Source organism: Frankia tisae (assembly GCF_025403405.1).
Classification (GTDB): domain Bacteria; phylum Actinomycetota; class Actinomycetes; order Frankiales; family Frankiaceae; genus Frankia; species Frankia tisai.
Genome location: NZ_JANEZT010000093.1, coordinates 1 through 18,784 on the forward strand (window position 1 = coordinate 1; position 18,784 = coordinate 18,784).

General features: G+C 72.3%; 18 protein-coding genes, 2 pseudogenes and 1 riboswitch. Of the genes and pseudogenes, 13 read left to right on the forward strand and 7 right to left on the reverse strand.

The features are described from left to right. From NBZ85_RS11555 to NBZ85_RS11595, 9 genes and pseudogenes are all read left to right on the forward strand, one after another. Positions 1 to 268 (forward strand): annotated as a pseudogene (locus tag NBZ85_RS11555) (amidohydrolase family protein); the annotation flags it as partial. Between the two features lie 251 nt (positions 269 to 519). Further along, positions 520 to 876: a four-helix bundle copper-binding protein gene (locus NBZ85_RS11560; RefSeq protein WP_261554861.1), complete on the forward strand. Its 357-nt coding sequence runs from the start codon at positions 520 to 522 to the stop codon at positions 874 to 876. Positions 877 to 1,337: 461 nt separating this feature from the next. Continuing rightward, a complete protein-coding gene (locus tag NBZ85_RS11565) occupies positions 1,338 to 1,991 on the forward strand; it encodes an alpha/beta hydrolase (RefSeq protein WP_261554860.1) in 654 nt (217 codons plus the stop codon). Between the two features lie 297 nt (positions 1,992 to 2,288). Next, a riboswitch (cyclic di-AMP (ydaO/yuaA leader) is annotated at positions 2,289 to 2,435 on the forward strand. A 467-nt stretch (positions 2,436 to 2,902) separates the two neighbouring features. Then, positions 2,903 to 3,646 (forward strand): peptidoglycan-binding protein, encoded by a 744-nt coding sequence (locus NBZ85_RS11570; protein WP_261554859.1) that lies wholly within the window; start codon positions 2,903 to 2,905, stop codon positions 3,644 to 3,646. A 212-nt stretch (positions 3,647 to 3,858) separates the two neighbouring features. Next, entirely contained in the window at positions 3,859 to 4,809 is a 951-nt protein-coding gene (locus NBZ85_RS11575; RefSeq protein ID WP_261554858.1) for an AfsR/SARP family transcriptional regulator, read from the forward strand. Between the two features lie 247 nt (positions 4,810 to 5,056). Further along, positions 5,057 to 6,928: an asparagine synthase-related protein gene (locus NBZ85_RS11580; RefSeq protein ID WP_261554857.1), complete on the forward strand. Its 1,872-nt coding sequence runs from the start codon at positions 5,057 to 5,059 to the stop codon at positions 6,926 to 6,928. A 93-nt stretch (positions 6,929 to 7,021) separates the two neighbouring features. Continuing rightward, positions 7,022 to 7,408 (forward strand): lasso peptide biosynthesis PqqD family chaperone, encoded by a 387-nt coding sequence (locus NBZ85_RS11585; RefSeq protein ID WP_261554856.1) that lies wholly within the window; start codon positions 7,022 to 7,024, stop codon positions 7,406 to 7,408. Continuing rightward, positions 7,402 to 7,839: a lasso peptide biosynthesis B2 protein gene (locus tag NBZ85_RS11590; RefSeq protein WP_261554855.1), complete on the forward strand. Its 438-nt coding sequence runs from the start codon at positions 7,402 to 7,404 to the stop codon at positions 7,837 to 7,839. The genes NBZ85_RS11585 and NBZ85_RS11590 overlap by 7 nt, the downstream gene beginning before the upstream one ends. Beyond that, complete coding sequence (locus NBZ85_RS11595; RefSeq protein ID WP_438803076.1) at positions 7,833 to 9,785, forward strand: ABC transporter ATP-binding protein; 1,953 nt, start codon at positions 7,833 to 7,835, stop codon at positions 9,783 to 9,785. The genes NBZ85_RS11590 and NBZ85_RS11595 overlap by 7 nt, the downstream gene beginning before the upstream one ends. A 21-nt stretch (positions 9,786 to 9,806) precedes the next feature. Here NBZ85_RS11595 and NBZ85_RS11600 read toward each other — a convergent pair whose 3' ends face one another. The 4 genes from NBZ85_RS11600 to NBZ85_RS11615 form a co-directional block, all read right to left on the reverse strand. Continuing rightward, on the reverse strand, positions 9,807 to 11,252 hold the full coding sequence (locus tag NBZ85_RS11600; RefSeq protein ID WP_261554854.1) for an acyl-CoA synthetase: 1,446 nt from the start codon (positions 11,250 to 11,252) through the stop codon (positions 9,807 to 9,809). Between the two features lie 161 nt (positions 11,253 to 11,413). Then, positions 11,414 to 11,680, reverse strand: coding sequence for a hypothetical protein (locus NBZ85_RS11605; RefSeq protein WP_261554853.1), 267 nt, complete (start codon positions 11,678 to 11,680; stop codon positions 11,414 to 11,416). Further along, positions 11,677 to 11,994 (reverse strand): hypothetical protein, encoded by a 318-nt coding sequence (locus tag NBZ85_RS11610; RefSeq protein WP_261554852.1) that lies wholly within the window; start codon positions 11,992 to 11,994, stop codon positions 11,677 to 11,679. The genes NBZ85_RS11605 and NBZ85_RS11610 overlap by 4 nt, the downstream gene beginning before the upstream one ends. 104 nt (positions 11,995 to 12,098) lie before the next feature. Further along, positions 12,099 to 13,073, reverse strand: coding sequence for a hypothetical protein (locus NBZ85_RS11615; RefSeq protein ID WP_261554851.1), 975 nt, complete (start codon positions 13,071 to 13,073; stop codon positions 12,099 to 12,101). A 720-nt stretch (positions 13,074 to 13,793) separates the two neighbouring features. On the opposite strand from NBZ85_RS11615, the gene NBZ85_RS11620 reads away from it, so the two are divergent. The 3 genes from NBZ85_RS11620 (at position 13,794) to NBZ85_RS11630 (ending at position 15,912) form a co-directional block, all read left to right on the forward strand. Then, the gene (locus NBZ85_RS11620; protein ID WP_261554850.1) at positions 13,794 to 13,979 is read left to right on the forward strand and encodes a hypothetical protein; all 186 of its coding nucleotides are present in this window, start codon (positions 13,794 to 13,796) and stop codon (positions 13,977 to 13,979) included. A 159-nt stretch (positions 13,980 to 14,138) separates the two neighbouring features. Next, the gene (locus NBZ85_RS11625) at positions 14,139 to 14,870 is read left to right on the forward strand and encodes a radical SAM/SPASM domain-containing protein (protein WP_261561925.1); all 732 of its coding nucleotides are present in this window, start codon (positions 14,139 to 14,141) and stop codon (positions 14,868 to 14,870) included. Continuing rightward, positions 14,860 to 15,912 (forward strand): methyltransferase domain-containing protein, encoded by a 1,053-nt coding sequence (locus NBZ85_RS11630; protein ID WP_261561926.1) that lies wholly within the window; start codon positions 14,860 to 14,862, stop codon positions 15,910 to 15,912. The genes NBZ85_RS11625 and NBZ85_RS11630 overlap by 11 nt, the downstream gene beginning before the upstream one ends. 230 nt (positions 15,913 to 16,142) lie before the next feature. Here the strand turns inward: NBZ85_RS11630 and NBZ85_RS11635 are convergent, their stop codons facing one another. Continuing rightward, positions 16,143 to 16,337: a hypothetical protein gene (locus NBZ85_RS11635; protein ID WP_261561927.1), complete on the reverse strand. Its 195-nt coding sequence runs from the start codon at positions 16,335 to 16,337 to the stop codon at positions 16,143 to 16,145. Between the two features lie 14 nt (positions 16,338 to 16,351). Continuing rightward, a pseudogene (locus NBZ85_RS33115) lies at positions 16,352 to 16,795 on the reverse strand (HIT domain-containing protein); the annotation flags it as partial. On the opposite strand from NBZ85_RS33115, the gene cbiE reads away from it, so the two are divergent. Beyond that, positions 16,683 to 18,107, forward strand: a complete 1,425-nt coding sequence (cbiE, locus tag NBZ85_RS11640; protein WP_261561928.1) for a precorrin-6y C5,15-methyltransferase (decarboxylating) subunit CbiE — start codon at positions 16,683 to 16,685, stop codon at positions 18,105 to 18,107. The pseudogene NBZ85_RS33115 and the gene cbiE sit on opposite strands and share 113 nt — an antisense overlap. Before the next feature lie 44 nt (positions 18,108 to 18,151). Here the strand turns inward: cbiE and NBZ85_RS11645 are convergent. Beyond that, the coding region (locus tag NBZ85_RS11645) for a FadR/GntR family transcriptional regulator (protein WP_261561929.1) at positions 18,152 to 18,784 on the reverse strand (633 nt) is incomplete at its 5' end.

Sequence of the window (18,784 nt, forward strand, 5' to 3'; positions counted from 1 at the left end):
GTGCGGGGTGGGGGACCGGCTGGGGCGGATCGCCGTCGGCTACACGTTCGACGCGATCCTGCTCGACGAGGACCCGGCGGACCTGCGGCTCTTTGAACAGCCGGGCGCGGTCGGCGGTGTCTTCCTCGGCGGCCGCCCGGTGCTGGCGCATCCGCGGCTGCCCGCCTCGATGACGGGTTCGGCGGCGCCGCCCACGCGCCCGGTGCCGGACGCTGCCGATCGGGCGGCGGCCGGCCGGGTGCTCCCATCGGGGCCTGCCATCGGCTGACCGGTGCGCCGCTGCACCGGGATCGGTCTGCAGTCATCCGCCTCCAACCGGCGCCGCGGCCGTTTTCCCCGACATACTTTCTCCGCGCTTTTCTGGCTATTTCCGAAGCGTGCTGCGGCGGCTTCCCATCGAGATGCGGATCCGCTTGCGAAAGCTATCGTCGGAGGAGACCGGCCGGACGGGAACACCCGTCTGACCGTGGGTTTCCCGGTATGGCGGACAAGCCGCCGACCGTACTTCGGAGGTTTCTGATGCAGCACACCGAGATGATCAATGAGAGCATGCGGAAGGCCATTGACGAGTGTATGTCGTGCTCGGCACTGTGCGAGGAGACCATCTCCTACTGCATGGACATGCCCGGCACGATGATGGACGCCGCGAACCTGCGGCTCATGATGGACTGTGCGGCGGTCACCAGGACCTGCGCCGACCTGATGTGCCGGATGTCGCCGTTCCACAGCGAAATGTGTGCCATGTGTGCACGGGTCTGCGGCGCCTGCGCGGAGATGTGCGAGAAGATGCCGCGCGACGAGCAGCTTGCCCGCCTTGCTCGTGCCTGCCGGGCCTGCATGAACAGCTGCAACGCGATGGCGGGTGCCGCTGCCTGAGCTGACTGTGGGCCCGCCGCCGTTCTGCGGTGCCCGCGCTCCGCCGCGGAGGCCGGAGTCCGCCTCGAGCACGCAACGTGGCGGACTCCGGCGACCGACGGAAATATCCAGGAAACTAGAGTTAATCGTGTTGACATGCGTTCGGGGTGCGGCCAGAATTTCAGCCATGCCTCGTCCGGCTCGACGGCCGTCCGCTCTGGTCATCCGTGGCCACATCGACTTTCTGCGTGTCGCCTCCGCGGTCTGTCTGGCCCGGGTGTCTCGCTAGTCCTTCCCCGTCGGCGCGTCGCCGTCGTTCCAGGCACCTCGCACGTGCCCTGCCGCTGCTTCCCATCGCTGCCGCGCCATCGCCATTCGGCCGGGCTGCGCCGATCGGGCTTCCCATAGCTGGAACGTGCCCTTTTTCTTCGTGCTGGCGCGTGTTGTCATCCGCGTCCGGACGGCTCTGATCGGAGCATGTCATGCCCATTCCGTTCTCCCCGCTCCCCTCCCATCCGCGCCCACGCGGCTACGTCGGCGGTCCTGGTTCCCGCTACTGGCCGAGCGGCGATACCACCCGGCGTGCAGGAGCCACCGTGGTCCTCCTTCCCGGTCGCGGGGAATCCGCTGAGATTTTCGAGAACCTGGCCTTCAGGCTGGCGCTCGATGGCTATCAGGTGACCTTTCTCGACCATGGTCAGGACACGGTCCTCGCCCTCGGCGAGGCGCGCGAGCCGGAACTGCCGTTCGTTCTGCTCGGTTCGGACAGCGGCGCCCTGCGCGCACTTGTCGGCGCCGCGTCGCCCGCCGTCCGCCCGGATGCGCTCATCCTGGTGGACCTGCCGCTGCTGCACCGCCCGGTCGCCGGCGAGCATCCCGGCGAGCCGATCCCGCGATCGCTTCCAGACCTCCCCATCCTGCTGCTGCACGGCGAGGACGATCCGGTGACGCCATTTCCGCTCGTTCGCATGGCGACGCGGACCGCCCGGCGGGCGAGGCTCGAGGCCCTTCCCGGTGGCCGGGGCGTGCTGTCCGGCTCGGGGCGCCGTGCGGCCGGCGCGCACATCCTGCTCTTCCTGGAAGGCCTTCGGGTGCCACGGCTGGCCCCCGCTCCACGGTCCGCCTCGCCGGCCTGACCGGGCCGCCGGACGCGTGGCACGGTTCCGCGGAACCACCCTGGCGGCACGGACTCGTCCGCGGCCGCACGAATCGGGTCGCACCGCCGATCATCGGTGATCCTTCTCAAGATCTGAGGATTCGGTCGATCTCCGAGAGTTGCGGTGTCGCAGCGCTATGCACGTAACGTGATGATCGTGCGCCAAAATTCGTACAGAACTGGTACTTGTCACTACGGTACGTAGTTCGCTACGGTTGCCGGGCACTAGTTACCCCGGGTCGACGCCGAGTTCTGCCCACGGTCCGGGGCCCCTCCGAGACAGTTTGGGCAGAAGCGGGGGAACCATGTTCCGCCGGGCGGCCCCGTCACGGCCGCCCTCGGGGTTAAGTCGCCTCCACGGAGACGACCGGGCTTCCCGGCCCGAACCCGACAGCTAACCTCGCAGGCGTACGGGAAGGATTCTTACGTTGCCTGTGCATCGGGAACGCGCGGCCAGGGCCTGGCTGACCGCCCTGCCGACCTGTGCTTTCTGCGACGCGCCCTCGCCATGACGGGCGCCGTTCTCGCCCTGACGCAGCCGCGAGAACGTGCCACCGGCCGGCGCCTGCCGGTCGACCATGTGCACGCATGACATCACCGGCCCACCTGGCGGGCCGCACGGGTCGCCGCCGGCGGTCGACCGCGATCCCCGGACCGCCCACCTCGGGCGGCCAGGCGTGATGCGGTCATCTCGCTGATCGGGCCGGAACTCTCACCCCATCTCGAAGCTCCCTTCGTCGATCGTCCGCGCGACTCGGACGGATGCTGTTTCGAAATCAGATAGTCCGTGCTGCCCATATCTTGCGAGTGAGAACCGCTCCCCTCCGCTGAGCGGTAGCCATCGCCGATTCAAAACCTGTGTTCGACGACACCGAAATGAGATGTCAAAGAATGGCTAAGGGAAAGCATCGGAAGCGGCCTACCCGGCACCGCGGCGCCGTCATCGCCGCCGCCGGCGTGATCGGTGCCGGAGCCAGCATGCTCGCCACCGCGAGCCCGGCGAGTGCCGCCACCGGCACCGGCGCCGTCTCGGACGCGACGATCGCCAGCGTGGCGGCGAACGCGGGTCTCGCCGGCTGCCGGGGCGTCCCGCTGTCCACCTGGGTCGCGGTCGCTCTCGGCGAGTCGGGCGGCAATACCTTCGCCCATGCCACGGTCGGTGAGGACTCACGCGGGCTCTGGCAGATCAACATGCGTGCGCACGCCGGCTGGGTCGGCAGCCGTAACCTCTACGACCCCGCCACCAACGCCTGGGCGGCGAAGCAGGTCTGCGAAAGCCAGGGCATCACGGCCTGGAGCGCGTACACCTACGGCAGATACAGCCGGTTCCTGGGGCGCGGCCAGGCCGCGGCCGCCGCCGTCTCCGGCGGCATCAACGTCCGTGCCATCTCCTACACCGCGCCCGCTCCGGCGGCTGCGCCCGCGCCCGGGTATCCGTCACTTGCCAGCGGTCTGGGCTACCGGCAGGACGTGCGGCAGATTCAGCAGAAACTGGCCGATCTCGGTTACCCGATCAGCGTCGACGGCCAGTTCGGTTACCAGACGAACCACATGGTCAAGGACTACCAGCTCAAGCACGGTCTGCTGGTGGACGGCGTGGTCGGGCCGCAGACACGGGCCAGCCTCGGCATCTGACAGGTCTCGATCGGTGCGGCGCCGCCGGGTGGAGTTCCAGTCCACCCGGCGGCGCCGCCGTCTGCTGAGCGACCGTCGCACTCCGGGGGAGCGAGAGGACTATCGCCGGTCGAGCGGGGTATTTCCTGCACCGGCCCAAGCGGGCCGTCGGCCCCTGGGCACAGGTGCAACGGGGTCCGATCAACTAGGATCTCCGACCGACGAGGATCATCATGGTCGACGAGCTCGGAATCATTGCGGGCCCGATCGTCCGTCCCTGCGCCCGGACTCCCGGCGAAGCGGATCACGGCTTCCGGTGGCCCGGCGCGGTGGCGGCCGGGCCCGGGTCGGGCGTGGTGTTCGCCGTGCTCGGCCCGCTGGAGGTCTGGCGCGGGCCGGGGGAGCGCGTCCGTATCGACCAGCGCAAGAAGCGGGCGCTTCTGCTCACGCTGCTGCTGCACGCCGGGAGATGGACCTCGGTGGAGGAGATGCGTCTGGCGCTCTGGCAGGACGACGCACCCAGATCAGCGTTCGGCAATATCAAGACCTACCTGTCCGAGCTGCGGCACACGCTGCCCACGGCGGCCGGGGATCCGGCGGTGCCGGCATCGATCAGGGCGGTGAGCCCGCGGGCTGCGGTCCTTCGCCGCCCGGCCGGCCCAGGTCGCATCGAAAGCCGCCCGGGGGAGTACCGCCTGGTCGTCGCGCCCGCTGAGATCGACATAGCTCGCTTTGAGCAGGCAGCCGAACGCGGCCACGTCGCGGCCCGCGCAGGGATGCCTGCCCAGGCCGCAGAGCTGCTCGAGCAGGCGCTCGGCTGGTGGCGCGGAAACGCGTTCGACGAGTTGCCGGCCGAGGTCGGTGGCGCCGAGAGCCTCCGTCTGGAGGAGGCCCGGTGGACGGCCCGGGAGGCGCTGATCGACGCGCGAATCGCACTCGGTGACCATGACCAGGTGCTACCGGCGCTGCGTGCGCTCACTGTGGAGTACCCGACCCGGGAGCGTCTCTGGGCGCAGCTGCTGGTCGCGTTGGAACGTAGTGGTCGCCGGGCCGAGGCGCTGCACGAGTACCGCGACCTCTATCAGCGGTTGGTGACGGAGCTCGGGATCGAGCCCGGCGCGGAACTGCGCCGCGTGCACCAGCAGGTCCTGGACCCGGATCGCGGCTGGTCGCGGTCGTCCTAGGAGCGGACGGGTACGCCGGCACCGCTGAACCGGCAGTGAACCACCCGGGGGAATCCCCACTGAGCCGGACCGATCGTGCGGTCCGAACTTAGGGGGAGTATCCATGACGGCTACCTGTGGATCCCAGCACCTGGCGACCAGCGGCCGGTTCGGCGGGGAGACCCGGGGCCGGCAGGGCCGTCAGGGCCGTCACGGCGGTTGGGGGCCCGTCCCCGGCGGGTTCCTCCGCTGATCGGCTGGGGTCGCGGTGACGACGCCCATCACTGCCCGCCGGCTGGGCCGTGGCGACGCCCGGCGGGCGCCGTCCCGGCCGAGCTGCTGGTTCGTGGCCTTCGCGGACCGGGAACCGGTGACGCTGCCCGCCGGGATCCGCAAAGTGCTCAGGCACGCCTCGGGGCGGCCGTGGATCGTCGGCGACTGGCCCGATGAAGCGGTGGTCAGCGCGACGACCGGTCAGGCCCGGATAGCGCTGGTCGGCTGCGCCGCGACGAATCCCACTCAGCTCCTGCGGTTGCTCCTGGCGGCGCGGGACGTGCACTCCCTCGACATCGGGCGCGCCGTGGCCGGCGATTATCACGTCATTGCCGAGATCAACGGGCAGCGCAGGCTCCAGGGCAGCCCGACCGGCACACGGCGGGTCTTCACCGCGGTTTCGGGGAGTCAGCACGTCGCCGCGGATCGCGCCGACGTTCTCGCCGAACTGACCGGCGGCGGACTGAACCGGACGGCGCTGGCGTTGGCCCTGCTTGCCCCCTGCCCGCCGCACCCGCTCGACGACCTCGTTGCGTGGGAGTCGGTCGAGGCCGTGCCACCCGACCACTACCTGTTCGCGGACCGTGATGGACGGGTCGAGCTGATGCGCTGGTGGCGGCAGCCGGCAGCGGCGCGTTCGCGGGCCGAGGGCGCACCGATCCTGCGCACGGCCCTCGCCGAGGCGGTGGCCGTGCGGGTGGCGGCGGGGCGCACGGTCAGTGCGGACCTGTCCGGTGGGCTGGATTCGGTCTCGGTGTGCTGCCTGGCGGCCCGCGGCCCGGCGGACATCGTCGCCGTCACCGGGATCGCCCGGGGCGCCGATGGCGACGATCCGCGCGGGGTGGCCCGGGCGGTCGCCTCGCTGCCCGGCGTCGCCCGGGAAATCGTGCCCGCCTGCGAGCTCCCGCTTGTCTTCGACGGCCTCGCCTGCGCCGGTGAGCCGCTCGACCATCCCTTCGCCGGCGTCGTCGACCGGGCGAGGCTGCGCGCGGGGCTCGAGCGGGTCGCCCTCTACGGTCCGCGCCTGCACCTGACGGGTTCCGGTGGCGAGGAAGTCGCCGGGGGTACGCCGAACTACCTGCCTCGGCTGGCTCGCCGGCAGCCCTGGACCGCGATGCGGCACCTGAGTGGCTACCACGCCCGCCGGGGCTGGCCGTGGGTCGCGAGCCTGCGGATGATGCGCCGTCGGGACTATTCCGACTGCCTGGGCGACATGGCCCGCACTCTCCATCAGGCTGCGCGCGGGGGGAACCCGACGCGGCCCGGACCACCCAACGTGACGGCTCTGGACTGGACGCCGCCGCCGATCGTCCCGGTCTGGCTGACCCGCGTCGCCCTGGGGCTCGTCGCCGAAGCCTTCGGCGACGCGGCTCGCCGAGCCAGCCCCCTGGCACCGACGCGCGACGGGCACGCCGACCTGTTCGCGATCCGCACCGCCGCGTCCGCCTTCCGGCTGCTCGACCAGGTCGCGGCCCCGGTCGGCCCGCCGCTGAGCGCGCCGTTCCTCGACGACCGGGTCGTCCGCGCCGCACTCGCCGTTCGGCCGCAGGAGCGCACCTCTCCGTGGCAGGACAGGCCGCTGCTCAAGGAGGCGATGCGGCAGGTGGTGCCGGTGAACTGCGGGTGCCGGGAGACCAGCGCGGACGCCGATGCCGAGCGGGACCGGGGGCTGCGGGCGAACCGTGGCGTCCTGCTGGGGCTGTGCGACGACTCGCCGCTGGCCGAGCTCGGGCTCATCGAACCGGACGCGCTGCGGGATGCGTGTCGGCGAGGCACCGATGCGGACCGCCGGACCGAGACCGAGACCCTCCAGGCGACCTTCGCGGCCGACGCATGGCTGCGTACCCTCGCCGGTCGCCGCGACTGAGCGCGGGCGGGCCGCGGAGGCCGGCGGGAGGCCGGCGACCGCGCCCACGGCGTGGGAGATCCGCTGACGATCGACGGACCAGCAGGAGTGGACATGGTGATGTTGCGATCCGACGTGGTAAGGGCGCCGACCGAATACGGCGCCGTGCTGTTGCACACCGAGGACGGGCGGTACTGGACGCTCAACCCCTCGGGCGATCTGGTGCTCCGCGTGATGCTGGACGGGGGAGACGTCGCGGCCGCCGTGCGGGAGCTGTGTGCGACGAGAGAAGTCGATCCGCAGGTCGCGCGCCGCGACGTCGAGGGCCTGCTGGCCCAGCTCGCCGATGTCGGCCTGATCGAGCCGCCGTCCGAGGGCAGCCGGTCATCCGAGGCCGGCCGGTCATCCGAGGCCGGCCGGTCGCCCGAGGCCGGCCGGTCGCCCGAGGCCGAGGCCGGGTGCCCCGGCGACCAGGGGAACAGGTCGGAGGCACGGTGGTGACGGCGCCGATGGTCGTCGAACCGGCGGAGGTCCTGCTGCGCCCCGGTCGCCGGTTGGGGGCGATGGTCGCGGTCGGGGCCGCGCGGCTGCTCGCGACCCAGCCGCCCGCGCGCATCCGTCGCGTGCTCGCCCGGCTGGGCTCCGGCGCCCGGCCGGCGGAATACACCAGCGCACTCGCCGCCCGCCAGGCGGTGATGGCCGTGAGCCCCACGTGCCGGGGAGAGCGGGGTTGCGTGCCCCGCTCGATCGCCACCACCCTGCTGTGCCGGATGACAGGCAGCGTGCCGACCTGGTGTGTCGGGGTGCGCACCGTCGCGCCGTTCGCCGCGCACGCGTGGGTCGAGGCCGATGGTGTGATCGTCGGGGAGTCGATGCCGCCCGGCTACCTGCGGGCGCTGCTCGCCGTCGGGCCGGGGACCGCGCCGTGGTGAGGGGGCTGGCTGAGCTCTGGGCGTTGTTGCGTGGGCACCGACGGCCCGTGATGATCGCCACGGTACTGACCGTGATCGGCACCGGCGTCGGGGTGCTCCAGCCACTCCTCGTGATGAGAGTGATCGACACCGCGCAGGCGGGCGGCATCCCGTTGTGGCTGGTCGGGGCGCTTCTGGGCCTGTTCGTGGGCCAGGCGATCATCGACACCATCGGGCATTACCTGCTGGAACGAGCCGGCCAGGGGATCCTGCTCAGCCTGCGCCGGCGGCTGATCGGCCATCTGCTTGCGCTGCGGGTGCAGATCTTCGACACCCGCCGGATCGGCGATCTCCTCTCGCGGGCGAACACGGACACCACCGTGGTGCGGGAGGCGGTGGCCTACAGCTTCACCTCGGTGGTCACCAACCTGATCGGGGTGGTCGGTGCCATCGCCCTGATGGTCTGGCTCAACGTCTGGCTGTTCCTGCTCGTCCTCGCGGTGGTCGCCGTGGCCGGGGTGGTTGTCCTCACCGCGCTGTCCCGCATCCGCGCGGTGTCCGAGCAGGGGCAGGCCAGCGTCGGGGGCATGACCGCGGACCTGGAACGAGCCCTGGTCGCCATCCGCACCGTGCGGGCGAACCGGGCCGAGCTCCGCGAGACCGAGCGGATCGGCGATCACGCCGCCGCCGCCTACCAGGCGGGCCTGCGGATGGCGAAGCTGGACTCGGTCATCGCTCCCGCCATGCAGCTGGCCGTGCAGGGCAGCGTCCTGGTCGTCCTGCTGGCCGGTGGTGTGCTGGTGGCCCGGGGTTCGGTCTCGCTCGGCAGCCTCGTCGCCTTCCTCCTCTATGCGACCTACCTGGTCATGCCGTTGTCCGCGCTCATCGAGTCCACGGCGACGATCCAGCGCGGTCTCGGCGCGCTCTCGCGGGTCAACGCCGTGTTCGCGCTGCCGCGCGAGGACGACGACGGCGTGCCCCCGGCCGAACGAGCAGGCGGGAGAGAACGGCTCGCCGCAGCCGCAGCGCCGACTCCGACTCCGACGCCGACGGCGACGGCGACGGCGACGGGTGACGGTGACCGATTGGCGGCGATCGAGCTGCGAGACGTGCGATTCGCCTACACCGCGACGCCTGTGCTGCGTGGAGTGTCGTTCCAGGTGCCGAGGCGGGGCCACATCGCGCTGGTCGGCGCTTCGGGAGCAGGCAAGTCGACCGTTCTCGAACTTGTCGAACGGTTCTACGATCCGGACGAGGGCCTGATCCTCTTCGCCGGCCGTGACGTCCGTTCCCTCTCCCGTAGCAGCGCCCGGACCTGGGTGAACCTGGTCGAACAGAACACCCCGGTGCTGCACGGCACGCTGCGGGACAACATCGTCTATGCGATGCCGGACGCGGGCGAGGACGAGATCGCGCAGGTGGTGGCGACGGCGGGGCTGCGGGATCTCGTCGACCGGCTGCCGGACGGGCTGCACACCCCGGTCGGCGATCACGGCGTGTTGCTCTCCGGTGGGGAGCGACAGCGGGTGGCGATCGCCCGGGCACTGCTGCCGCGCCCCGCCGTGCTGCTACTGGACGAGCCGACATCCCAGCTCGACGCGGTCAACGAGCGCGCGCTCACCCTGGCGATGCGTCGGATCGCCGACGAGCGCGCCCTGCTCGTCATCGCCCACCGCATCTCCACGGTCCGTGCCGCCGACCGCATCGTCGTGCTGGACGAGGGACGGGTGATCGCGGAGGGCACCCACGACGAGTTGATGGCGACCAGCGCGTTCTATCGGAGGCTCGCCACAGCCCCACCGGCGCGGCCCCGGGCAGCGGCGCAGGAGCGACCCGCGCGGGACGAGCATCCGCCGACGGGCCCGTTCGGACCGCCGCCGGGGGACGGCGAGGGCCCGGTAGGTCCCCTCAGCCCGTCAGGGCGCCGTCGAGCAGGACGTGCGGGCCGTCGCGCCGCCGTGGGGTGACCACCTCGTCGCCGAGGGTGATTACCCCGTCGCTGAGGGAGCCAGGGCGGCCTTGCGGACCTTGCCCATGGGATTGCGGGGCAGCTCGGAGACGAAGTGAATCTCCCGCGGTCGTTTGTGGACGGACAACTCCCGGGCCACGAAGTCGGTGAGGTCGACCGCGGCCGACCGCCTGCTCCTCCCACCGCCGATCAGGTCAGGGGCGACGACGAAGGCCGCGATCCGCTGCCCGAGGTCGTCGTCGGGAAGGCCGACGACGGCCGCCTCCCGTACCTGCGGATGTGCCAGCAGCGCGGCCTCCACCTCACCCGCGCCGATGCGGTAGCCCCCGGATTTGATCAGATCCGTCGACCGTCGTCCGACGATGCGGTGGTGCCCATCCGGCGCGATCACCGCCGCGTCTCCGGTGCGGAACCAGCCGTCGGCCGTGAAGGAGGCGTCGGTGACGTCCGGGCGGCCCAGGTAGCCCCCGAACAAGGTCGGCCCCTGGATCTGCAGCTCGCCGATGCTCTGCCCGTCGGCCGGCAGGGCAGCACCGGTCTCGTCGTCGACGAGCCTGGTCCGCACGCCCTTCAGCGCCGCGCCGACCCAGCCGGCGCGGCGCTCGCCGTCGGCGCGGCTGCTCGTCGTGATCAGCGTCTCGGTCATCCCGTAGCGCTCGATGGGCGCCGAGCCGGTGAGCGCGGTGAGCCGGGCGAGGATCGGCACCGGCAGGGCCGCGCTTCCGGAGACAAGCAACCGGGCCGCGGCCAGGGCCCGCGCGCTGCCCGGATCGTCGCAGACCCGGGACCAGACCGTCGGCACGCCGAAGTACAGGCTTCCACCGGCGGCCGCATACGCGGTCGGTGTCGGCCGGACGGTGTGGATCAGCCGGCTGCCGACCCGCAGCGCACCGAGGACACCCAGGACGAGGCCGTGCACGTGGAACAGCGGCAGCCCGTGCACGAGGGTGTCGTCCGGGGTCCAGGCCCATGCCTCGGCGAGGGCGTCGAGGTCGGCGGCGATGGCCGCGGCCGGCACCATGACGCCCTTCGGCGCCCCGGTCGTGCCGGAGGTGTAGAGGATGAGCGCCGCCTGGTCCGGCCGTCGCCGGCCGCCCGCCATCTCCCCCGGCAACGCGGTGCGGGCGGCGGGATCGACGGGCACCGCCGGGATCGGAAGATCCTCCCAGTCCGGGGAGCCGAGCAGCAGCTCGGCGCGCGAGTCCCGCAGGATGTGGCCGCGTTCGCGCGGACCGGAATCCGGTGGCACCGGGACCACGGGCACCCCGGCGAGCAGGCAGCCGACGACGGAGACGACGGTGGCCATGGAGGCCTCGGCGTGCACCGCGACCGCCCCGGCCCCCGCGACGCGCCCGGCAACGGTCGCCGCGGCTTCCAGCAGCTCGGCCCGGGACAGAACCACCTCGCCGACCTGCACGGCCGGAGCGTCGTGATCGACATCCAGGGATGGGAAGAGCAGCGTCACGTCCGGATCCTCTCGCCGCATCAGGAACCGCGGCCTGCGTGGCGGGGGCTGCGGACGGCGTCACGCCCGCCTGCCACGCCCGCCTGCCACGACGGCCTGCCCCCATGACGGTACGGGCTCCCGTGGGTGCCGAGCTCCCGGAATCCCCGTCAACCGCCGGATCAGACCGGGCCCTGGCGGCGCTCCTCCGGCGTCGTCGGATCCTCGGGCGGCTCGGCCTGCGGGCCGTAGCCCGACGCCCACACGGTGCGCAGCGGTTTCCCATGCGGGCATGTCCCCTGCTCGGGCACCGACTCCACACTGCCCGTCGCGTGGAGCTGGGCACCGCGGCGACGACGGCACTTGTTGCACGCCACGAGCGCAAGCATCCGGATGATCGGCCGCTCGCTGTCCGGCGTTACCCCGCGCGCCGGATCATCGCCGGTCATCGCCGTCGCCTCGTGACGCGCCCGGTGCCGTCGCAGGCGGTGCAGTCCACGTTCTGGGTGCCCGTGAACTGGCCGTCCTCGTCTGTCTCCACCCGGTCGGCCTGGACCTTCCCGCTTCCGTTGCAGGTCGTACAGTCCGCGGTCTCCACGGTGTCGAGGTCCGGCGACCTGGACTTCGCGTCGCGCTTGTCGTAGTCCTTCTCGGTGTCCGGGCTGCCCTTCAACCCGGCGGAGCTGTCCTTGCCGCCGCGCTTGATACCGTCGCGGCCGGTAGATGCGCCTCCGCCGGTCGACCCGCGCTTGTTCCACACCACGAGGTTGCTCTCCGTCCACGCCCAGTGGCATACCGCGTCGACGGTAACCCCGGACGGTGCGACGCCGGAACGAGACAGCCGGAACTGTCACCGAACCCCGCGGGTCAGACCGCGGCGACCCGGCGGCCGAGCTCCGCCACCAACGGCTCCGACTGCCACGGCTCGAGCTCGCTCGCGAGACGGCGGGCGCGATCATGCACCTCGGCGTTCGGCGCGGCCTGAACAACTTCGAGGGCGGCTATCGCGGACGCTGCGGCGGAGTCCGGGGCGGGCCGCGCGGCCTTCAGATGCTCGGTCGCCACTGCGAGATGCGCCAGCGCCTGCCCTTGGCACGGCCCGTCGAATGCGCCCACGGATCGGGTCCCGAAGGCGATGGCGATGCTTGCGCGACCCGGGGTGTGCGTCGCGGCAAGAGCGATGAACAGATGTTCGTTCGCCTCACCCCACTCGATCGCCGGGTGACCGGCGGTCGCGGCGTGCATGCTGGCCTGCATCTCGGCGAGCGCCGCATCAGCGCGGTCATACAGCCCGGCCATGGCTGCCGCCTCGGCCTCGTAGCCGGCGAGGCGTGCACGGTCGGCAGGGTCGGCGTGCCGACGGCCTTCTGCGGCGATGTCTGCGGCGGTGAGCGCCAGGCCGGCGTCGAGGGCCTGCCACGACTGGATGCCTGCGACACGGGCCTGGAGTACAGGCTCACCTGCGGCGGAAGCGTGAGCCTCGGCGATACCGGCGAAGATCCTGCCGTACTTCTCGTCCCCAGCGAACGAGGCGACGGTGGACAGGCCGGCGGCGAGTGTGCCCGCCAGAAGGGTGAGCTTGGGGACATACGCCGGGTGGACTCGTCGGGCAAGGACGTCCTCGACTGCTTTCCAGGCGTCATAGGCAGGCGGGAAGAGGCCGACGGGATTGGCTGTGGTGCGGTTACGCTCGAGGTCGGCGAGTGCGGTTTCCGCGTCAGCAACGTCAGTGATCCGGGGCCGGTAGGTCTGGAGTTGGGCGTCGACCTCGCCGGCGAACGCGAGGACCGCCGCCGCACTCAGGCCACCAGCGCCGAACAGTCGTCTGTCCGTCGGTCTCACCTCCCCTGTCCGGTCCACTGTCCGCCCTGGGATCGGGGGGTAGTCCACCCAACCCAGGAAACGACCGCTCGGCTGTTCGAGCCAGCCGGATTTCCTCGTCCTCGCGCTTGGCCTGTACCCACAGGCTGAACACAGTGCCACCTGCGCGAAGGCCCTGGTCCATCGCGATGATCGTCGCCTCGGACGGAATGGCCCATACCCGGCCGCCTGGCTGGCGTCCCTGGGCGGCAGCGCCGAACGCTTGGCGGGGCACCCCGGTGTCGCGCTCCAGGCTCGAGTAGGTGGCGTTCCGCCGTTTCATCAGCGCGTTGATGTGGGCGGTGAGCTGGTCGAGCGCCGGTCGCGGTTCGTCTCCTGGTCCAGTGTGCACGGAGGCTCCCCTCCACCTGGCCACGCAACGTGTGTGTATCTGCATTGCATGTGTGTGCCTGCATTGCGGGCTGTCTCTGGCCTGGTGCGCAGTGTGTCATATGGGTACCGGCGGATGTGCCGGCCGACACGAACCGAGGGGGACGCGGAATGCAACCGAAAGTCGCCCTCGGGGTGTCGGCTGCCGCCGCGGGTGGCCGCCCGACACGCGGCAGTCCTGCCGGTACACCCCTGGGTGAGGGCGCTGTGCCGTGGGGCTGTCCGGGCACGGCTGCAGCACGCGGGGAGGGGGCCGGGCCCGCGGCTCCCTCCCCGCCGACCCGCCGGTTGGGGCTGGACTGGTTCCGGACGGTGAAGCCGCTCGTGCACGGCGATGTCGTGGAGTTCGGAATCGTCATCCTCGATGGCCCCGGCAACTACCCGATCCGGGCCCTGACCGGATGGGCGACGGTGCGGGCTGCCGAGACATACGCCCGCACCTTGACCGGGATCGCCGGCTACCGGGTCGTGACCCTGCAACGAGTCGCCGTTCCCTGAGACCGGCCGCCGGCCTCCCCGACCGGCGGCCTCTGACGCTGCCCTACCCGCGGCGCGTAGCCGCCCATGCGATTTCCCTCCTGCGTGGGCCGATGGCTGCGGAGACCCCCGCGGGTAGGGCAGCCCGACCCATCCCATCCCAGCTCGCAGAGGAGACCCATGTTCGAGCCACTCGACGACGCCGCCGCCCACGGGGTGCGCACGGTGCGGTTCATCGGCGGGGAGCCCACGTTGCACCCCGACCTGCCCGACCTGGTCGACCGGGCGCTCGCCGTCGGCCTGGACGTCGAGGTGTTCACCAACCTGGTGCGGGTGTCCGACCTCCTGTGGACGGTCTTCAGCCGGCCGGGGGTGCGCCTGGCGACCAGCTACTACAGCGACACCCCGGACGGGCATGAGCAGGTCACCGGCCGCCGCGGCTCCCACGCCCGGACTCGGGCGAACATCATTGAGGCGTTGCGGCGGCGCATCCCGCTGCGCGTCGGCCTCATCGACACCGGGACCGGCGACGTCGACCGGGCGCACTCCGAGCTACTCGGCCTCGGCGTGACAAACATCCGCCGTGACGTGGTCCGCGCCTTCGGCCGCGCGGCCGAAGGCGACGTCACGGCGGGGGGCTGCGGGAACTGCGGGCTCGGCCGCGCCGCGATCCTGCCTAACGGCAGGATCACCCCCTGTGCGATGGTCAGTGACCGTGACGGCGGGAACGTCCAGACGACGCCGCTGGCCGGCCTGCTGGCCGGGGACCGGTGGCGGGACGCGGTCGGCTCGGTACCGCGGCCTCAGGGAGTCGCGGACGGGTGTGTGCCGAACGATGGCAGCGACTGTCCTCCCGCGGGCGAGACGGCGTGTGTCCCCGACTACCCGCCGAGCGACGCCCGTGACGGCTGACTGGCAGGCCCACGCTCGCGCCCTGGCCGATAGGGTCACCCATCCCGGCTCCCGCTGGTACCCGGTCGTCGCCGGCACCCCGCGGCACGAACTCGTGCCCGCCTGGTGGGCGCAGAGCGGCGGGGAGTGGGTTGTCCGCCGCGGGCCGCTCGCGGACGCCTACGCCGACCGGTCACTCGTTACCCGCGTGGGCACCGCCCACGCCGATCAGGCGGCCGAGGGCGACCGGCCCACGGGCCGGGTAACGTCGTCGTCCACCCTGCCCTCCCTGGTCCTGACCATGTACCGGTACGCCCGGCTGGCCGAGGGCCTGGATGTCGCCGACGTCGACCCCTACCTCGTCGACGCCGCCGCGCAGCGGATGTCTGCGCTCGGGCTGAACCCCACCGCCCTGGCGGTAGATGCCACCGGCCCGCTGCCCGGCACCTACGACCGGATCGTCTCGATGATGTCGGTGCCGTCGATCCCTCCGAGTTGGCTGATCGCGCTGCGCCCCGGCGGCCGCCTGGCCACCACCATCCAGGGCACGTGGATGATCCTCAGCGCGACGAAGACACCAGACGGGGTCCTCGGCCAGGTCGAACGGGACTGGGTCGGATTCATGGCCGCCCGCACCGGCGCCGCCTACCCCCCGACCGCGGTCGATTCCGACCTGCTCGACGAACGCGACGGCGAGCAGGTCGGAACTGGCCGATACCCGGTCCTCGACATCGCCGAGGCATGGGACCTGTCGACCCTGCTGACCCTGACCGTCCCGGGCATCCAGCACCGCTACCAGCGCGGGCCCGACGACCGGCATACCGCGATCATGACCCACCCGGATGGATCGTGGGCTCGGGCCACCGCGGCCGGCGTCGATCTTCCGATCGTCCACCAGGGCGGACCGCGCCGCCTGTGGGACATCGCCGACGCCGTGCGCGACGAGTGGGCCCGCCGGGGGTGGACCCCGTGGCTCGGCGCCCGCGCGAGGGTCCTCGACGACGGATCGATCCGGCTCGCCGGCGGTGACTGGAAGGCCACCGTCCCCGCCGCGACGGCCTGACCGCGGCTGGTCCTCCCCTGTTCCTCGCGCCATCCGGTCGGCGGCGTCCCGCGCGGCGATCCCGTGCGCGCCGGCCGGGTGGCGAGGGCTGGTGGCTACCACCGTCTGGCCTGGAAACGCGGGGGCGCGGACCGGGCGCGACCCCGGTCCTTCGGGCTGGCCCGCCGGCCTCAGAGCCCCGCCCCCGCGATCGGGAGCGTAGCCCAGGTCACACACCTTGGCCTGGGGGTTTACCCGCTCGCCGATGCGTCATCAGGTGTCGCATCGGCCGGCGTACCTGCGGCGCCCCCGAGCGGTGCGGAGAGGGTGGCGGCGAACGCCTCCAGCGCGGGGCGTAGCCCCTCCTCGGTGAGCACGGCGTCGACGGCCTCCACGTCGCCATCGGTGACCAAGACCTCGGCCGGTATGCCGGGGTCTTCCTCCATGTGGCCGCCACGCCCGTGGACTGGATGATGTTCATGCCGTCGGGCTGGAACTCCTGCTGGAGTCGTCCGGCGACGTGGCGGACGATCCGCGTCGTCTCCGCCCACGCCTCACCAGGGATGTCCCAGATGCCCTCGGCGTGGAAGCGGGGCGCGACCGTCGTGTGACCGCAGGTGGCCGGATTGAGGGGCGCGAAGGAGACGCAGCCGGCGTAGCGTCGGCCCATAATCCGCTGGTCCGGGGCGGGACTACGCTGGCGCGCTGTGCCAGGTCCAGCGTCTCTTCCGCAACCCCCGTCGGTGCCACCATCCGATCCGGCGATCGTGGGCCCGCGTGCGACATCGCGGGTGACCGTCGTCGGGGTGGGCGCGGACGGCTGGATCAGCCTGTCTTCGGCGGCGCGCGACGCCATCCGCACGGCCGGCGTGCTCTTCGGGGCACGGCGACAGCTTGATCTCATCCCGGAACGCGCCGACGGGCACAGGATCGGCGCACGCAGGATGACCTGGCCCTCGCCGCTTCTGCCGGGCCTCGCCGGCCTGTTGGCCGAGCATGGCGTCGCGGTGGCCGGGACGGGCGGCGCCGATGCCGGCAGCGACGCGGAGTCCGGTAGCGACGCGGAGTCCGGTAGCGACGCGGAGTCCGGTAGTGACGCGAGGTCCGGCGGTGACGTCTGCGTCCTCGCCAGCGGCGATCCGATGTTCCACGGGATCGGCACCACACTCGTCCGCCTCCTGGGGGCGGATCGGGTGCGGGTGCTGCCCTATCCCTCGTCGGTGTCCCTGGCCTGCGCACGGCTGGGGTGGGCCGTGGACGGGGTCGACGTCGTGAGCGCGGTGGGCCGCCCGTTGGCTCAGGTGCACGCCGCGCTCGCGCCGCATCGCCGGCTACTGGTGCTCAGCGCCGACGGGACCACGCCTCTCGAGCTCGCCGATCTGCTGGTCGACCGCGGTTACGGGGGGAGTCCGATGACGGTGTTGGAGCGGCTCGGCGCGGCCGACGAGGCGCGCCAGCAGGCCCCGGCCCGCGACTGGGCGGCCGCGGCCGCCGCCTGGCGGGCCACCGGCGCGGCGGGGCCGAGCAGCGCCCGGATCGTCAGCGCCCGGATCGTCTCGGTGCTTCGCCCGCCGGCGGACCTCAACGTGGTCGCCGTCGAGCCGCTGCCCGCGCGGGGGGCCGCGCACCGGCCGCGCACCCCCGGGTTGCCCGACGACGCCTTCGAACACGACGGTCAGATCACCAAACGCGAGATCCGGGCGGTGACGCTGGCCAGCCTCGGCCCTGTCCCCGGCGAGCTGCTCTGGGACGTGGGGGCGGGTTCCGGCAGCATCGCCATCGAGTGGATGCGTGCCCATGCCAGCTGTCGCGCGATCGCCATCGAGCCCCGGGCCGATCGAGCGGAGCGCATCGGGCGCAACGCGGCGGCGTTGGGGGTACCGGCGCTACGCGTCGTCACGGGCCGCGCCCCGCAGGCCCTGGCGGGCCTGCCCGCGCCCGACGCGGTCTTCGTCGGCGGCGGTGCTATGGCCGCCGGGCTGCTCGAAGCCTGCTGGGCGGCGTTGGCGGGGCGCGGCCGACTCGTTGTCAACGCGGTGACGCTCGAGTCCGAGGCGGTGCTCGCGGCCTGGTACGCGCGAAGAGGTGGGGAGCTGACCCGACTGTCGGTCAGCCGGGCGTCACCGGTCGGCGGCTTTACCGGATGGCGTGCGGCGATGCCGGTGACGCAGTGGACGGTCTGGCCGGGTGACGACGGCGTCGGTGGTGGCCGCTGACGGTGGCCGCTGACGGTGGCCGTTGATCAGCCGGTGACCGTTGATCAGCCGAGCAGGTCCAGGACGCAGCGGTCGGCCGGACCCCCGGGTATCGCATGGTCGGGGGCGGCCAGATGCTGCCGCCAGTGCCGGTCGGCGCCCGCCGCATCACCGATCTCGACGAGATCGACGAGGTCGGCATGGAGCTGGCGGGTGGCACCGGCGCTCAGTCGATTGTCCACCGCCCGGTCGACGGCCGCCGCCGCGGGCGAGGCGTCGGGGCCCGCGCCGGCGAGAGCATGACCATGCTGGGCGTTGGTCAGCTCGACGAGATGTTGCAGCATGCCGGTGACCACCGACAGGGACTGGTTGCCGGTGAGCTCGACGACGGCCAGGTGGAACGCCGCCTGCGCCGCCGCGAGTGCCGTGGGGTCGTCGACGACCTCGTCGGCCTCGGCGAGGATGCCGCGCAGGACCGACACGTCCCCCGCGTCGTGCCGTTCGGCGAGCAGGGCCGCGCACGGCGGCTCGATGATGGCGCTGGCCTGGTGGACGTCGCCCAGAGTGGCACCGCGATGTTCGAGGACGAGGCCGGCGTAGCGGGCGGCGACCGTTGGGCTCGGGAGGTGGACCCGTGCGCCGCCGTGAGCTCCGCGGCGCACCGAGATCAGCGCCTCCGCCTCGAGGACGCGAAAGGC

What these genes read in the sequence shown, in the direction of transcription:
- NBZ85_RS11560 (WP_261554861.1), top strand. Translation starts at nt 520, where the DNA reads ATGCAGCACACCGAGATGATCAATGAGAGCATGCGGAAGGCCATTGAC.
- NBZ85_RS11565 (WP_261554860.1), top strand. Translation starts at nt 1,338, where the DNA reads ATGCCCATTCCGTTCTCCCCGCTCCCCTCCCATCCGCGCCCACGCGGC.
- NBZ85_RS11570 (WP_261554859.1), top strand. Translation starts at nt 2,903, where the DNA reads ATGGCTAAGGGAAAGCATCGGAAGCGGCCTACCCGGCACCGCGGCGCC.
- NBZ85_RS11575 (WP_261554858.1), top strand. Translation starts at nt 3,859, where the DNA reads ATGGTCGACGAGCTCGGAATCATTGCGGGCCCGATCGTCCGTCCCTGC.
- NBZ85_RS11585 (WP_261554856.1), top strand. Translation starts at nt 7,022, where the DNA reads ATGGTGATGTTGCGATCCGACGTGGTAAGGGCGCCGACCGAATACGGC.
- NBZ85_RS11605 (WP_261554853.1), bottom strand. Translation starts at nt 11,680, where the DNA reads ATGACCGGCGATGATCCGGCGCGCGGGGTAACGCCGGACAGCGAGCGG.
- NBZ85_RS11625 (WP_261561925.1), top strand. Translation starts at nt 14,139, where the DNA reads ATGTTCGAGCCACTCGACGACGCCGCCGCCCACGGGGTGCGCACGGTG.
- NBZ85_RS11635 (WP_261561927.1), bottom strand. Translation starts at nt 16,337, where the DNA reads ATGGAGGAAGACCCCGGCATACCGGCCGAGGTCTTGGTCACCGATGGC.